Here is a 13,927-nt window from a genome sequence, read left to right as displayed (position 1 = left end):
GTCGAGGGCTGGTATTGAAGTCGTTGGCCAGCCATGCCGGCGTGGCGTTGCCCTCACGGATCATCTGATCCCACCGTCCGGAGGATATGCGCATCTGCAATTTCGGATCGATCTCCAGCGTGCGCAAAAAGGCGATCCGTTCGGTCAGCCCAATCAGGTTCGAAGCACCAGGCGCATCCGGCGCCGATCTCAGCCAATGAAAGCGCGTCTGGCCGAGGGCCGGGTCAACCTCCAACAGCCTGTCCAAAAATGTAAGCCGATCGGGCGGGATACCTTCGACGAGTTCTTTCTCAGCCCGTCGGCGAGCTATCGCGCGACCGCCGAGGCCGATCTTCTCGATGGAATGCAGCGAGGGCAGGAGTGCGTTTCGTTTCCGGAACTCGGCAATGACTGCTGTCGCGATCGGCAACCCGTGATCGCCATTGGTCGCCGCATCGATTGCAGCCACAAGGGCGGCGCGGCGATCGTCTCTAGATGCAGTCCGGAGACCGAGGTAAGCCATCAACGATCGGCTGTGATCGAAGCGCGTCTGTACTCGATGCGCATAGAAGGCGTAGAGGCGCGCGTCGATACCAAGCTGATCCGCAAGATAGTCGATCACAGCCGCGGGTGGCTGCTCGTTATCCCACAAGAGCCGCCCCGTTTGTCGCATCGTGCAGAGTTGAACGGCGAAGCCCAGCTTGTTCTGCGGTCGCCGGCGGAGTTCGCATTCCAATCTATCTGACGGGTCCAGTGTAAAGTGACGGATCAGACTATCCTCGTCCGTCGCTATGCCCAGAAGTATCGCCGCTTCCTTTGAACTGACAAGCCGTCTTCTACCCACTCGCCTTCTCCCTCGGCACACTAAATTCCAAGGGAATTGGTTCGCCATCGGCCGGAGGCTTTCAACCAGCCCAGTGGCTTCATCTACAGATCTATGCGCGTGTTCGCGCTTCGTTCGACCTTAGCGTGTCTGCGGGAACGGTTCTTGTTCCGACCCCTTGGCGAACCGGGGGCCGCCCGGGAGCCGGGGAGCCGATGGAGATCCAAGCTCCTGCCGAAACACGAGGTCTGATAGAGGTGGGGCACTACCCAGGTCTCGCGGAGGTTGCCTCAGCCAAAGTTCGGCCATGTCGTCGCGCTTGAAACTAACGCGTGCGGCGGCGCGGAGGGATGTGATCTCACGTCTTCCTTCCATCGGTTGTCATGCAACCGTGTTAGAGGGTGGAGGAGTCCGGACTCGAACCGGAGGCCTCACGGCCCAGCGTGACCTGACGTCAAACTGGTAGCACCCACTACCTTCCTCCGACCGTATAATAAGTATCGAATGAACCAGATTGCGCAAGAGGCGCGCCGTCGCGGGATTACTCGTCGTCCTCTGGCTTTGCGTTCTGATGGTACTGCGCGGAATTTCGTGGCTGAAATGGCATCCGGTTGGCGGGCGACTTAATTTCCCAAGCGTAGACCTGAAACGTCGAAGAATTCGGATCTGCGGGAAACGGTGCGGTGCGCCTGCTGACCACCGCGTGAGGAAACTGAAACGTCTGGAAGTCCCTAAACAGCTTGCGAAGCATCAGCCGCCTTGCTTCAACGGTTGGGCCAAGCGTCGTGTTGTGTTGGACGTTGTTGTCCCACCGCAAAAGCGGACACCACATTCCGCGATTGTCCTTAGCATCGAATGCGGTATGCTCAAACAGCTGTTCGAGGCTCTTTCGCTTGCCGCCTAAAAGGAAGAGGCACCGGATGCCACGGTTCGCAAGCATCTCAAGGCGGATCAGATCCCAGAAAATCTTTTCAACGGAAGGGGTCGTTCGACCAATCCATTTTGACTCAACTGCGAGGGCCACCTTCCCCTCAGTATCCAGAACCACGAAATCTAGCTCAGGACGTCGACCCCTGGCGCTCATCTGCGGCGCGAGGACAGGATGTTTATATTCTGCAACAGTTCTGCCGCCACTTGCACCGTTTAGGATTTGGCCGATGGGGTGCGCCATGTACTTTTCGCTGAACAGGCTTGTGCGCCCGCATGCTGCCTCGAAGTTCAACCACGCCCCGACGCCATTCGTCAGTAGTTTTGCATAATCCATTGAGGCTCAATTCTCTCTGTGTGATATCTTTCCATACTTTGACAAATATGAATTCCCTTCCCATTCCCATGAGGCTCTCCCTCCAAGAAGGAGCACTCAATCACCCCCGTCGCTCCAATCCTGCGCGAGGTTCCCCCGGACTGGGAGGGCGCCAATAGAGCGTTCGTTTCGCGTGACGTCCTCAGCTTTCTGCGCTAACCATCCTCGTCGCGTTCCTTAGACGAGTGCGAGAACGAAGACGCCTCGTCGAAGCCTCGCCTCACCTGCTTCGCCGACGGCGTAGTGGTGATCTGGCCATCTGCGGTGGCGGGGCGATCCAGATCAGAGCGCCGGTTGCTCTAAAACGTGGTGACCCGTGCGAAGCATTGGTGCGAGCTATGCTGGAATTTGGGTGACGAGGCTGATCAAGCGGCGCTCTGTGGCTTCAGTTCAATGACCTCGATTCCGTCCTGGAACGTGGCACCTGCGATGAGTTTAGGCAACTGATTTTGTCCTTTCAGTCGTCGCCACGTCCTGGCGGCGGCCATGACCAGCTTGAAGACCATCAGCCTGGCGGTTTTCGAGGAGAGCGAGCCCTTGGTGCGCACCGTGCGATGGCGAACGGTCGCAAAGACGCTCTCGATGGGATTGGACGTTCGCAGATGATCCCAATGTTCGGCGGGGAAATCGTAGAACGCCAGCAAGGCATTCTGATCTTTGGTCAGGCAGTCGACCGCCTTGCCGTATTTCGCATCATATTTCTCGACAAAGACGGCAATCGCCGTCTCGGCTGAGGCTCGGTTCGGGGCGGAAAAGATTTCGCGCAAGTCCGTCTTCATGGCGGCCTGCACCGATTTCGGCACCTTGTTGAGCACGTTGGCTGTCTTGTGCACCCAGCATCGCTGGTGCTTGGTGCCGGGAAGGAGCTCATCGAGCGCATTCCAGAAGCCAAGCGCGCCGTCGCCGACGGCAAGATCGGGCGCGATCTGCAGGCCACGACGCTTGACGTCGACCAGCAGCTCGCGCCAGCTCTGTGCGCTCTCACGAATGCCGGTCTGGAAGCCGAGCAGCTCTTTCTTGCCCTCGGGCGTGGCGCCGATCAGGACCAGCATGCATTCGGCATGATCTTCCATCCGGGCCTGCAGGTAGACCCCGTCCGCCCACACATAGACATAGCGGCGCGCCGAAAGATCGCGCTTTTGCCAACGATCGTATTCGATGCCCCACTCCGCCGTCAGTCGCGTGATCACCGAGGGTGAGAGGTTCGGCGCCTCCTTGCCCACAAGCGCGCTCAGCGCTTCCTGAAAATCGCCCGTCGAAACACCGCGCAGGTAGAGAACGGGAAGCAGCGCATCCAGACTTCGCGTCCGACGCGCCCATTTCGGCAGGATCGATGAGGAGAACCGGACCCGATCAACCTCGCCATTCGCGCCGCGATCCCGGATCTTCACCCGGCTGACTGGCACCGCCCCGATCCCCGTCTGGATGCTCCGCTCCGGGCCGTGACCATGCCGCACAATCCGGTCACGGCCGTCGGCGAGCTTGAGATCCCGCATCTCGGCAAGAAACGCTTCGGCCTCCATCTCGATCGCCTCCGCCAGCAATTTGCGCGCGCCGGTGCGAAGCACATCCGTCAGGGGATCATCGATTTCGTCGGGCTGACGAAGGCGAACAATGTTGATAGTCTCGTTCATGGCGTATCGCTCTCCTTGAGAGGTTCTGGCAGGCTTCATCACCCGCCTCGATACGTCGCCCTTCTCAAACCGTCATCACCCAGTTTCAGCCATAGCTCAGGACTTTCGGGCCCCGGACACATCCATCAAAGCCTTTCTTGTTTCCGTCTTCGGCGTTCTTGTGATGCCCTTCTTTGTCTGGATTATTGTCCGTGCAACAGTGCTGACAGTATATCCGCTTTGGTTGGCTGCACTGGTGGGTGAGGATACGCAACTCGAGTTTTCAGTTGGCGATACGGCGGGCTCATCATTCCGTTGCCAGCATAAAGTCGATCTGGCGGGGATGCCAATTCTGACCGGCACACTATGCGGTATCTCCGGCGAATTTCATAAGACGCTTCATCGGGGCATCGGGGTGGTGTTATCCGGGCGCGGCACGACGGACGGGCTTTTTGCGGTGGAAATTCATGTTGTTCACTAACCGCAATTTCCACAAGGGATTGTCGGTCACAACGGCACGTTCAACCGTGTCCCCCTGACGATGATGCCGCCTCGGTCGCCGATCTCTATCGAGCCATAACGCTGCCTGAAGCACTCGGGCAGCGGACGGTCGCCGGGAATCGACAGCCACAGGCGCAGCATATGGCGACGCTTGTCCGGGTCTGGCCAATCGCGAAAACCCATGCGGTCGTGCAGCAGCGAATGATTGTAGACAAACTGCATGTCGCCCGGCCGAAGCCGCATCGACAGGTTCAGTTTCGGGTCATTGGCAAGGCTGTCGAAGAGATCCAGCGCTTCGACATGCGCTGAGCTCAGCCGCATGGCATCGGGAAAGCGTTGCGCGCTGTCGATGTATTGGCGCTGATAGATGCCGGTCAGCAATCCTGCATGCCAGTTGAGGACCGGGATTTCGAAGTAGGGCTTTTCCCCTTCCGGTATCTCGCCGCGCCGGTCGGTGGCGATCGGATCAAACAGCAGGCGCACCAGATCGGGCCGTCTTTTGCGCATCTCGTTGTAGATCGTCACCGTGCTGACCAGCAGGGACTCGCCGCCTTGCATGGCATCCCGCAGGCAGAGCAGGCCGACGACGTCGGCGGAGTCGGTGTGAAACGTCTGGCGCTCCGCCGTCTGGTAGATGCGGGTCGTGGCATCCCTGGCGTCGGCGCCTGTGTCGCGGACATGGCCGAGTATATGGCCCTGGGCATTCTGGGATCGTGCGCTTCCCAGATGCGCGCCGACCCCGCAGAAGACCGTTGCCGCCATTTGCGCGGAGTATTTTTCGACCGGGAGACCACGAAGCACCTCGAACCCGATGCCTGCGATGAGTTTTTCGCGAAGGGCGGCAAGATGGCCGGCAAGCCTGGGCAATGGGAAATCGGCCTTGGTCAAATTGCCGATATCCTGCGAGCGGGCGAGAAAGCCGGTTGCCGCCATTTCCAATTCCGCGACGTCCTGCGGGTCCAATTCGACCAGCCAATTCTGCGGATGCTTCGCCATGTCCTCGCCGGTCCACGCGGCAGGACTTTCGATCTTTCCCGGCGGCAGCTCGATGGTCTCGCGCATGAAGCTCTCCTGCGGCCGGACCCGTCTCGGACACCGCCGGGGATTTCCCAGGCTGACGGCCACGACGGAGATTGCCGCAATCGGGCGGGTTTTTAAACCGGCTTTCCCAGGTCGGCGCCGACTGTTTGCCGTCGTCGCCATGCCGCCGTCTTCGTGGCGCCTGGCGCGAGGCTCGCCTTCACCCAGCAATCGTGCGCCGGAGCGATAGTCCTTGCGGGACGTTCGCCGCGGGAGGATAATTTCGTATCGGATGCATTTCTGGGCGACAACCCGGATGCCCGCCCCGGCGAAGCCGCCGTGCTCCGTGGCCCCGGAGGAGGTGTGCCATGACAAGCTACATCGTGCTGATGAACTGGACGGAGCAGGGCGCCAAAAACGTGCGCGATTCACCGAAGCGGCTCGACGCCGCAAGGAAGCAGCTGGGGGATATGGGTGGATCGTTCAAGGCGTTCTACCTGACCATGGGCGAATACGACATGGTGGCGGTGGTCGAAGCGCCCGACGACGCGGTGCTGGCGCGTTTCTCGCTGATGCTGGCGGCGAGCGGCAATGTCAGGACGCGGACACTGAAGGCCTTTCCCGAATTCGCCTACCGCGAGATCATCACCTCGCTCGGATAGGGCCGTGACGAAACAGCGCGTAAAGCGCATCGCCATTCCTGGGGAGCTTGCGCTAGGATATAGCCATGTCCGAACCGCATTCGCATTCTCATCTGTGGCCTGGCGTGCCGCTGGCGCTTGGCTCGGCCGCCTTGTTCGGGGCGACGCCGCCGCTCAGCAAGCTGCTGCTCGAGGGCGTCAATCCCTTCATGCTGGCCGGGCTGCTCTATCTCGGTGCTGGACTTGGCCTCGCTCTGTACCGCCTGCTCCGGGGCAGGCAGGCCGCGGCCGGGGAAGCGCAGCTGACCGCTGGGGATATTCCCTGGCTGGCGCTGGCAATCGGCATGGGTGGCGTTATCGCGCCGGTGCTGCTGATGTTCGGCCTGACCCTCAACACGGCGTCCAGTTCGGCGCTGCTGCTCAATCTGGAAGGGCTGGCGACGATGGCCATCGCCTGGCTCGTCTATCGCGAGAATGTCGACCGGCGTCTGCTTCTGGGTGCCTTCGCCATTCTGGCGGGCGCCGTTCTTCTGTCGTGGCAAGGCGAGGGTATCGCCTTCAACCGTGGCGCCCTGCTGGTGGCAGGGGCTTGTATGGCCTGGGGGATCGACAACAATTTCACGCGCAGGATCTCGGCCACCGACCCGGTGGTGATCGCCATGCTCAAGGGGCTGGTGGCGGGTGTCGTCAATGTCGGGCTGGCGCTTGCCGGCGGGGCTTCGTTCCCCCCGGCGTCGGTCGTGGCAGTCATCGCGGCCGTAGGCTTCTTCGGCATCGGGGTCAGCCTGGTGATGTTCATCGTGGCGTTGCGTCATCTAGGCACGGCACGGACAGGGGCCTATTACTCGCTCGCCCCCTTTATCGGCGCGTTGCTGGCAATCGCCATACTGGGTGACGCCGTCACGCTCAAGTTGGCGGTTGCCGGGCTGCTGATGGGCGCCGGCCTGTGGCTGCATCTGTCGGAACGCCATGAGCATGAGCACGACCACGAGGAACTGGAACACGAGCACAGCCATGTGCATGACGAGCACCACCAGCACCAGCATGACGGGCCGGTGAGCGAGCCGCATTCGCACTGGCACCGGCATGCGCCGATGCGCCACCGGCATCCGCATTATCCCGACCTGCACCACAGGCATGGCCACGGATAAATGCTGACCGTCTGGTACAACACGCGCTGCCCGGCTTGTGACGCCGGTATCAGCAGGCAGAAGCGGCGGCTGATTGAAGCGGTCAAGGCTAGGCGGATCGAGTTCCGAGACATCAATTTTGAACCGGCAGCGCTTGCTGGACATGGCGCGTCGCTTGAGGATATCCGCCGCCGGCTGCACGCCACCGACGCGGCGGGCAGGCTGCTGGTCGGCGCCGACGTTGCCATCGCCGTGTGGAAGGTCACGCCGGGCGAGGGCTGGCTGGCGACTTTGTTCGGCAATCCGGTTGCCTTGCCGCTGACACGCTTTGTCTATGATCGTTTCGCCGACCTGCTCTATGCCTGGAACCGGCGCAAGGGTCGCTGGTAGCAATTCGTCATTGATGACCAGAAGTGCAAAGGTCCGGAGGACATCTCCGGACCTTTTTCGCGTGGCCTTATCGGCTGGCCGGCTCGCAGAGCGCGCCGACGATACGGCGTACTATCGGCAGAACCAGCAGCAGCGTCGGAAACGCCACCAGCCAGGACAGGCCCCAGGCGGTCAGCCAGATGGACGGCAGGTCGGGGTGGAAGCCAAGGCTTTTCAACGTCGAGATGAACGAGACGATGAAGGTCATCAACAGCGATAGCACCAGCGGGCTGAGAACAGCGGCATAGCGCGCAGGCAGCTTCCTGCGCTGATGTCTTGCAGTCATTTTGGGAGTTTCCCTGAAGTGTCCGGTCCGTCGCATTGGCATCCATTCGCCGGTGACCGGCAAAATTGCCCGGAAAGACCGGGGTTGGATGCGTTGCTTGACGTCAGACGCTTACGGAGCAGCCGAGGCGCTCGCGGGCCTTCTAGCGGCACGTTTCGCTGAAAGCAAGCCTCTGGCGCCATATCGAGATACATCGTAAGATATATCTTGACTCCATCGATTGGCTTGCCTAATTAAGATATATCGTAAGATAGAACTCAAGGAGCAATCAATGCACAAACATTTTGGGAACAATCATTTCGGCGAGCGCATGTTCATGCACATGGCCGGCAAATTCGGCGGGCGCGGCGGCGGCTTCGGCCCGTTCGGGCACGGTGGTCGTGGCGGTGGACGCGGTGGCCCGGGCGACATGTTCCGCGCTGGCCGCATGCTGGCCGACGGCGATCTCAAGCTGATCACGCTGTCGCTGCTGGCCGAGGCGCCGCGCCACGGCTACGACATCATCAAGGCGCTGGAAGAGCGCACCAGCGGCATCTACAGCCCGAGCCCGGGCGTCGTCTATCCGACACTGACCTTCCTGGAAGAGGCCGGCTATGCCGCCTCCGCCGCCGACGGCAACAAGAAGGTGTTCTCGATCACCGAGGCGGGCCAAGCGCATCTCGCCGACAACCGCGAGATGATCGATGGCGTGCTCGAGCATCTCGAGCGCTTCGGCCGCAAGATGGCCAAGGCGCGCGACTGGTTCGGCTGGAACGACGAGCGCGAAGAGGGCGGGCGCCGCGGCGGCCGCTCGGAGGCGCGCGACGAATTCCGCGCTGTCCGCCACCGGCTGCGCGCGGCTCTCGGCGACTTCGTCGATGCCCCGGCTGACAAGCAGGCCGAGGCAATCGCCATCCTCGAAGCCGCCGCCGAGGCGCTGGAAGCGCTGTCGCACAAGTAAGCTCTTCCGGCACGGCAGGGCGCAGCCCTTGCCCGCCAGGCCAAGGACCGATAGTGAAATTCATCCCGCGCCACGCTACATGGTGCGGGATGAATGCTGTTGGAGGAAGCCCGATGTCTTTTCTGAAGCGTCTTTTCGGCGGTGGTGGCGGCGGAGCCGAGGCGGGTGAGCCAAAGAGCATGGCGCCGGCCAAGCAGGTCGAGCACAAGGGTTTCCTGATCAGCGCCACGCCCTACAAGACGGATGGCCAGTACCAGACCTGCGGCATCGTCTCCAAGGAGATCGACGGCGTGGTGAAGGAACACAAATTCATCCGCGCCGACCGCTTCGCCGGGCTCGACGACGCCGTCGACATCTCGATCAAGAAGGGCATGCAACTGGTCGACGAGCAGGGCGAGCGGATTTTCGGGTAAGCAAGACCGGTCGAGGCGAAGATCCTCGGCATCTCGCAATGAGCCCAATCGTTCAACATGAAGATGCTGCCACGCCTGTCGGGAATTGCCAAAACAAGACCTGGTCTCCGCAATACGCCCCGCTATGCCGTCAAAGCCGGCTCACTCTAGAGGCCGCCTTGCCGGACGCTATGGCAGTAAATGCATGAGCTCGTCCGGCATTGGGGTAACCGCCGGCACAGGAGTAGCCGCCGGCGTGGGCGCGGCCGGATCGGTAACATCCGTTCCACCGATGACGTAGCCCGGTTCTTCCGACTCCGAGTAGACTTTCGTTATGATGCCTGATTTGAGCGCTTCAGCGTCCCAGACATTATAAAGGCCCTGCGGCGTTGCCAGCCCCATCATGGCGAACACATCGGCACTGTTGATGCCCATTTCGTCGAAATAATCAGACATCATCTGCTTCAGCGCCGGATCAGGCACCGTCGAAATCTCGTCGAGGTCTCTTCTGCCGTTGTGCATTCGGGGTTTCTTCCGGCCGTTCGTTATCTGATGGACGGCGATCCGGGCATTGGCAGCCGCCGCGCGGACCTGGCCTCCAGCCAGGGCCCATGGGCAGGCCGAGAAACAGTATGCCCCGCCAGAATGAACTTCCCCTTCCGACCAGCCGTTCCTGACCATCTTTTCTGGACAGCGCGGCACCAGCATCGGACAGCCGTTCAACTGCGTCCTGCCTATCGCAGTTTCGAGGCCGGCGGTGCGGATCATGCGTCCCATTTCGAGCGCAGCATCCACGTTCCCGCCGCCAGACTGAAACACGACAGGAAGCTTCTGGCCTTTCAGCTTTCTCAGAAACTTCTCAAATTGTCCGGCTGTGTCAGGTTTGATGATGCCTTCGGCAGAGATCCATTGGACGCAGCTTACCGTGCAATCACCGTTCCGAACCAAAATGAAATTCATCGGCCACACTTCGGGCGTTTTCTGCTGTGCGGCGGCCGATGCGGTAGCAACCAGGGCCGCAAAGAAGCCTGTGACGATCAAGCAAAAGGTTGCGAGCGGACGCAGGCGAGTTGTCACGATGAAAAGTCCCCGCAAACAGCAGAATAATTGCTATCGTCTCAGGCCTGTCCGACACAACCTTTTTTAGAATTCCGTCGGCAAGGGATGGCGTCTATGAAGAAGAGTCTCGACAATTGAGCGTAGCATTTGCCAAGGAGGAAAGCGCCGAGGCGGCATCGGAAACCATCCTGCCGGCTCGCCCTATCTCCGATCGAATCAACCTCGTCACCGAGGTGGGCCTCAAGATGCTGCAGGTTGAATTGGCTCGCGCTCAGCAGGCTCTCGAGGCCGCTAACGTGCTGGAAGATGTCAACGAGAGGCGACGGCAGTCAGCGGTTCCGGTTCGGGATATGCGCTATTATGCCGAGCGCGTCCGTACGGCCCAGCTCATGTCGGTGCCCTCGTCCAATGAAGTGATCGCCTTCGGGCACACGGTTACCTTCAAGCGTGACGATGGCCGCACGCAGACCTTTCGCATCGTCGGTGAGGATGAGGCCAACCCCTCTCAGGCTTCCATATCGCATGGTTCGCCGGTTGCCATCGCGCTGACTGGCAAAACCGTTGGCGACTTTGTCCAGCTGGGGCAACACGAACTTGAGATCCTGTCCATTTCCTAGTTGGACATCAGGTATGGCGTACGACCGGGGCGAGTGCCTGGAACCAATGACGGGCGAGACTGTTCAATTGTAACTTTGGTACCACGCTGACGAGCCCAACCGTTGGGCAAGCGGCCACTTGAGGAGCTCTCATCATGATGATTTCGTCCAGACTTCGTTCACTCGCGGTTGCCGCCATAGCCGCCGGGGCCGTCAGTGTTGCCAGTGCCGCGCATGCCGACAGCGGCACGATTCGCTTCGCCGTCTACAAGGCGGCATTCTTCATCGGTGGCTCCGGCGGCGAAGGCACGCTGACCTTCCATGGTCGCAGCTACCCCATCTCCGTCGGCGCCGTCTCGGGCGGTCTCGCCTTCGGGGTTTCGAAGACCTATTTCCGCGGGACAGTGCGCCATATCAGACGCGCCCGGGATGTAACGGGGGTCTACGGGGCAGCGGGCGGCGGCGGCGCTCTCGGCAAAGGGGCTCAGGTGATCGTCATGACCAATGACAAGGGCGCCCAACTCGAACTCACAGGCAAACAGGTAGGCCTGCAAGTCAACGCCGATCTCAGCGGTATGGCCATCACGGTGAAGTAAAAAGGGTTCGTCAGTCCTTGGATGGGCGGACCGAAAGGCTCCCGCTGCGCCGGCAGCTTCTGCAAGGCGCCGTCGTTCGCATCGTGGAAGACGTAGGTCGGCTTTGGATCAACCGACCTTCGCTCTTTCAATCACAACCCCTGTTTGCCCCTATGCCGGCTGCAACTCCCGTCGCGGCAGTGGCGGGAAGGCGATCGCGATGCCGACCGCGCCAAGGCCTATGATGGCCGAACCGATGAACAGCCAGTGGTAGTTGGCGTAGGCATCAAACACCATGCCGCCGGCCAGCGGTCCCAGCGCCATGCCGAGGCTGGACAGCATGGTGGCGGCGCCGAACACGGTGCCGAGGATACGCTGGCCGAAATATTCGCGCGCCAGCACCGCGTAGAGCGGCATGACGCCGCCATAGGTGGCGCCGAAGATGACGGCCAGCATGTAGAACTGCTCGAGCCGGCTGATCGAGAGATAGGCGGCAATGACGATCGCCTGGATCGCCAGGCCCGCGATCAGCACCGGCTTGACGCCAAGCCTGTCGGCCAGCACGCCGTAGAAAAGCCGACCGCCGAGGCCTGCGAGACCCTCGACGCTGTAGATCGAGACGGCCGCCATGGGGGCGACACCGCACAGCATGGCATAGCTGACCATATGGAAGATCGGCCCGGAATGCGCGGCGCAGCAGGCAAAGAAGGTGAGGCCGAGTACGATGAATTGGGGCGAGCGCAGTGCCTGGCCTACCGTCAGGCCAGCACCTTCGGGGGCCGGCGCCGAGGCCACATCCGCCGTTGCGGGCTTTGGCGGCTGGCGGGCCAGCAGCACGGCCGGCAACAGCAGCACCCAGGCGGTGATGCCGATGTCGAACATGGCGGTGCGCCAGTCATAGGCCGAGATCAGCCAGCGGGCGAAGGGCGAGATCGTCATCGGCGCCACCCCCATGCCGGCCGAGACCAGCGAGACGGCTAGGCTGCGGTTGGTGTCGAACCAGCCTGTGGTCAGCGCGATCATCGGCGCGAAGAAGGCGCTTGCCGCGAGGCCGACCAGCACGCCATAGGTGATCTGGAAGCTCAAGAGCGAACCGGCGCGGCTGGCCAGAACCAGTGCCAGCCCGAGCAGCACAGCACCGATCGTCACGACGATGCGGGCGCCAAAACGGTCCGATATCGCGCCCCAGGCGAATCCGCCAAGGCCCATCACCAGGAAATTCAGCGTCATGGCGCTGGAAATGCCGGTGCGCGACCAGTTGGTGTCGATCGCCATCGGCTCGAGGAAGATCGCCAGCGAAAACATCGTGCCGATGGCGACACAGGACATCAGCGCGCCAGCGGCGACGATGACCCAACGATAGGAAATGCTCATTCAAATCTCCCATGCCAGAGGGCAGCGCTGCGCGCTGCTTGCGTCCGAAGGACGCTGGCGCCGAGGCCGACCCTACAATCCGGTTGCATTTTTTATCCAGTCCGGAATGGCGCCGTTTTCGGTGGCATGGTCTTTTTGGACGCATGTCGTTATCCCAAAACCGCTTCGCACTTTTGGGCGACATGCGTTAGATCGGCAGTTCCGACGTGTATTTGATCGTCTGGCTGGGAACGTCGGTCTTGACGTTCTGCACGCCCTTGATGCGGCTCAGATGCTCCGACTGGAAGCGGCGGTAGTCGTCGATGCCGGCCGCCACCACGCGCACCATGGCGTCGCAATCACCGAGCATCAGGTAACACTCCATCACCTGCGGCAGCTTGGCCACTTCGGTGGCGAAATGTTCGATTGTGTCCTCATCCTGCGTCTTCAGCCAGATGCGGGTGAAGAAGGTCAGGCCCTTGCCGATGCTGGCGGGGTTAAGCACGGCGACGTAGCGGTCGATGACTCCGGCCTCCTCCAGCAGCTTCACGCGCCGCAGGCAAGGCGAGGGCGACAGCCCGACTTCACTGGCCAGATCATTGTTGGCCATGCGCCCGTCGCGCTGCAGTGCCCGCAGGATCCGCTTGTCGATCTCATCCAGCTTCATGGCTTTGGATTCCATCTATTTGGCAATCTGTGACACTCAATGCCAAAATTTGGTGAAATACAACAATCTTCGCAACCAAATTTTGAGCCGGTGCCGGTATGTTTGCCGCCGACATTCACGAGATTCCAAACGCAACCAGAGGCGGCGGCCGCCAGGCTAGCCGATGGATAGCCATGAGCATTTCACAGGCAGTCGAGGCGGCGGGCGATGGCTTGGGATCCGAGTTCCGCCGTGGCGTGACGTCCTGCGCGCCGGTGCTGTTCGGCACCATCCCCTATGCGCTGGTGCTCGGCGCCCAGGCCACACAGAAAGGGCTGAGCACGGTCGAACTGTCCATGATGACAGGGCTGAACTTCGCCGGCGGCTCGGAATTCGCGGCGATCCAGTTGTGGACGTCGCCGCCGCACATCGTGCTCATCGTCGCCATCACTTTCCTGGTCAACAGCCGTCATTTGCTGATGGGAGCGGCACTGGCGCCGTTCCTGCGCGATCTGCCAAGGCGCAAGGTGTTTCCGGCGCTGTTCTTCCTATGCGACGAAAGCTGGGCGCTCGGGCTTGCCGATGCCAGGCAGCGTGCAGCGGCAGGCATCCCGCCGGCCTTCAGTCCGCGTTATTATATG

General features: G+C 61.3%; 17 protein-coding genes. 9 read left to right on the top strand and 8 right to left on the bottom strand.

The window, feature by feature from the left end; genetic code table 11:
* The 3 genes from EN935_RS06505 to EN935_RS06495 all read right to left on the bottom strand — a co-directional run.
* Nucleotides 1-823: DUF4158 domain-containing protein (locus EN935_RS06505; protein WP_164771029.1), on the bottom strand; the 823-nt coding region annotated here is incomplete at its 3' end.
* A gap of 520 nt (nucleotides 824-1,343) precedes the next feature.
* Nucleotides 1,344-2,066, bottom strand: coding sequence for a hypothetical protein (locus EN935_RS06500; RefSeq protein ID WP_127266202.1), 723 nt, complete (start codon nucleotides 2,064-2,066; stop codon nucleotides 1,344-1,346).
* Between the two features lie 404 nt (nucleotides 2,067-2,470).
* The gene (locus EN935_RS06495; protein ID WP_164758059.1) at nucleotides 2,471-3,739 is read right to left on the bottom strand and encodes an IS256 family transposase; all 1,269 of its coding nucleotides are present in this window, start codon (nucleotides 3,737-3,739) and stop codon (nucleotides 2,471-2,473) included.
* Nucleotides 3,740-3,902: 163 nt separating this feature from the next.
* Here EN935_RS06495 and EN935_RS06490 point away from each other — a divergent pair, with 163 nt between their 5' ends.
* Entirely contained in the window at nucleotides 3,903-4,199 is a 297-nt protein-coding gene (locus tag EN935_RS06490) for a hypothetical protein (protein WP_127373215.1), read from the top strand.
* Between the two features lie 26 nt (nucleotides 4,200-4,225).
* Here the strand turns inward: EN935_RS06490 and EN935_RS06485 are convergent, their stop codons facing one another.
* Nucleotides 4,226-5,281: a TauD/TfdA family dioxygenase gene (locus EN935_RS06485; protein ID WP_126070067.1), complete on the bottom strand. Its 1,056-nt coding sequence runs from the start codon at nucleotides 5,279-5,281 to the stop codon at nucleotides 4,226-4,228.
* Between the two features lie 326 nt (nucleotides 5,282-5,607).
* Here EN935_RS06485 and EN935_RS06480 point away from each other — a divergent pair, with 326 nt between their 5' ends.
* The 3 genes from EN935_RS06480 to EN935_RS06470 all read left to right on the top strand — a co-directional run bounded on the left by EN935_RS06480 (nucleotide 5,608) and on the right by EN935_RS06470 (nucleotide 7,400).
* Nucleotides 5,608-5,901 (top strand): GYD domain-containing protein, encoded by a 294-nt coding sequence (locus EN935_RS06480; RefSeq protein ID WP_109660030.1) that lies wholly within the window; start codon nucleotides 5,608-5,610, stop codon nucleotides 5,899-5,901.
* A 65-nt stretch (nucleotides 5,902-5,966) separates the two neighbouring features.
* Entirely contained in the window at nucleotides 5,967-7,031 is a 1,065-nt protein-coding gene (locus EN935_RS06475; RefSeq protein ID WP_127265016.1) for a DMT family transporter, read from the top strand.
* Nucleotides 7,032-7,400, top strand: a complete 369-nt coding sequence (locus tag EN935_RS06470) for a DCC1-like thiol-disulfide oxidoreductase family protein (protein WP_127265015.1) — start codon at nucleotides 7,032-7,034, stop codon at nucleotides 7,398-7,400.
* A 67-nt stretch (nucleotides 7,401-7,467) separates the two neighbouring features.
* Here the strand turns inward: EN935_RS06470 and EN935_RS06465 are convergent, their stop codons facing one another.
* A complete protein-coding gene (locus EN935_RS06465; RefSeq protein WP_127265014.1) occupies nucleotides 7,468-7,725 on the bottom strand; it encodes a DUF2798 domain-containing protein in 258 nt (85 codons plus the stop codon).
* Between the two features lie 271 nt (nucleotides 7,726-7,996).
* Here EN935_RS06465 and EN935_RS06460 point away from each other — a divergent pair, with 271 nt between their 5' ends.
* Nucleotides 7,997-8,665: a PadR family transcriptional regulator gene (locus tag EN935_RS06460; protein ID WP_109660037.1), complete on the top strand. Its 669-nt coding sequence runs from the start codon at nucleotides 7,997-7,999 to the stop codon at nucleotides 8,663-8,665.
* A 113-nt stretch (nucleotides 8,666-8,778) separates the two neighbouring features.
* Nucleotides 8,779-9,078, top strand: coding sequence for an HlyU family transcriptional regulator (locus EN935_RS06455; RefSeq protein WP_126070064.1), 300 nt, complete (start codon nucleotides 8,779-8,781; stop codon nucleotides 9,076-9,078).
* 168 nt (nucleotides 9,079-9,246) lie between these two features.
* Here EN935_RS06455 and EN935_RS06450 read toward each other — a convergent pair whose 3' ends face one another.
* Nucleotides 9,247-10,134, bottom strand: coding sequence for a hypothetical protein (locus EN935_RS06450; protein WP_127265013.1), 888 nt, complete (start codon nucleotides 10,132-10,134; stop codon nucleotides 9,247-9,249).
* A 116-nt stretch (nucleotides 10,135-10,250) separates the two neighbouring features.
* Here EN935_RS06450 and greA point away from each other — a divergent pair, with 116 nt between their 5' ends.
* Both greA and EN935_RS06440 read left to right on the top strand, forming a co-directional pair.
* Nucleotides 10,251-10,733 carry a transcription elongation factor GreA gene (gene greA / locus EN935_RS06445; RefSeq protein WP_127265012.1) on the top strand — a complete coding sequence of 161 codons (483 nt, stop codon included), beginning with the start codon at nucleotides 10,251-10,253 and terminating at the stop codon, nucleotides 10,731-10,733.
* Nucleotides 10,734-10,867: 134 nt separating this feature from the next.
* Nucleotides 10,868-11,308, top strand: a complete 441-nt coding sequence (locus EN935_RS06440) for a hypothetical protein (RefSeq protein WP_109660043.1) — start codon at nucleotides 10,868-10,870, stop codon at nucleotides 11,306-11,308.
* 150 nt (nucleotides 11,309-11,458) lie between these two features.
* Here EN935_RS06440 and EN935_RS06435 read toward each other — a convergent pair whose 3' ends face one another.
* Both EN935_RS06435 and EN935_RS06430 read right to left on the bottom strand, forming a co-directional pair.
* The gene (locus tag EN935_RS06435) at nucleotides 11,459-12,661 is read right to left on the bottom strand and encodes an MFS transporter (protein ID WP_127265011.1); all 1,203 of its coding nucleotides are present in this window, start codon (nucleotides 12,659-12,661) and stop codon (nucleotides 11,459-11,461) included.
* 187 nt (nucleotides 12,662-12,848) lie between these two features.
* Nucleotides 12,849-13,307 (bottom strand): Lrp/AsnC family transcriptional regulator, encoded by a 459-nt coding sequence (locus tag EN935_RS06430; protein ID WP_127265010.1) that lies wholly within the window; start codon nucleotides 13,305-13,307, stop codon nucleotides 12,849-12,851.
* Between the two features lie 173 nt (nucleotides 13,308-13,480).
* Between EN935_RS06430 and EN935_RS06425 the strand changes: the two genes are divergently transcribed.
* Nucleotides 13,481-13,927 (top strand): AzlC family ABC transporter permease (locus tag EN935_RS06425; protein WP_164771028.1); only part of this gene is annotated, 447 nt, incomplete at its 3' end.

The organism is Mesorhizobium sp. M7D.F.Ca.US.004.03.1.1 (assembly GCF_003998635.1).
GTDB lineage: Bacteria > Pseudomonadota > Alphaproteobacteria > Rhizobiales > Rhizobiaceae > Mesorhizobium > Mesorhizobium loti.
Note: the sequence above shows the minus strand (reverse complement) of the source record. Positions and strands in the feature narration are given on the sequence as shown.

Coding starts and splice junctions, on each gene's coding strand:
- EN935_RS06440 (WP_109660043.1), top strand. CDS start 10,868: ATGATGATTTCGTCCAGACTTCGTTCACTCGCGGTTGCCGCCATAGCC.
- EN935_RS06460 (WP_109660037.1), top strand. CDS start 7,997: ATGCACAAACATTTTGGGAACAATCATTTCGGCGAGCGCATGTTCATG.
- EN935_RS06430 (WP_127265010.1), bottom strand. CDS start 13,307: ATGAAGCTGGATGAGATCGACAAGCGGATCCTGCGGGCACTGCAGCGC.
- EN935_RS06500 (WP_127266202.1), bottom strand. CDS start 2,066: ATGGATTATGCAAAACTACTGACGAATGGCGTCGGGGCGTGGTTGAAC.
- EN935_RS06480 (WP_109660030.1), top strand. CDS start 5,608: ATGACAAGCTACATCGTGCTGATGAACTGGACGGAGCAGGGCGCCAAA.
- EN935_RS06465 (WP_127265014.1), bottom strand. CDS start 7,725: ATGACTGCAAGACATCAGCGCAGGAAGCTGCCTGCGCGCTATGCCGCT.
- EN935_RS06495 (WP_164758059.1), bottom strand. CDS start 3,739: ATGAACGAGACTATCAACATTGTTCGCCTTCGTCAGCCCGACGAAATC.
- EN935_RS06470 (WP_127265015.1), top strand. CDS start 7,032: ATGCTGACCGTCTGGTACAACACGCGCTGCCCGGCTTGTGACGCCGGT.
- EN935_RS06490 (WP_127373215.1), top strand. CDS start 3,903: ATGCCCTTCTTTGTCTGGATTATTGTCCGTGCAACAGTGCTGACAGTA.
- EN935_RS06455 (WP_126070064.1), top strand. CDS start 8,779: ATGTCTTTTCTGAAGCGTCTTTTCGGCGGTGGTGGCGGCGGAGCCGAG.
- EN935_RS06485 (WP_126070067.1), bottom strand. CDS start 5,281: ATGCGCGAGACCATCGAGCTGCCGCCGGGAAAGATCGAAAGTCCTGCC.
- EN935_RS06475 (WP_127265016.1), top strand. CDS start 5,967: ATGTCCGAACCGCATTCGCATTCTCATCTGTGGCCTGGCGTGCCGCTG.
- EN935_RS06435 (WP_127265011.1), bottom strand. CDS start 12,661: ATGAGCATTTCCTATCGTTGGGTCATCGTCGCCGCTGGCGCGCTGATG.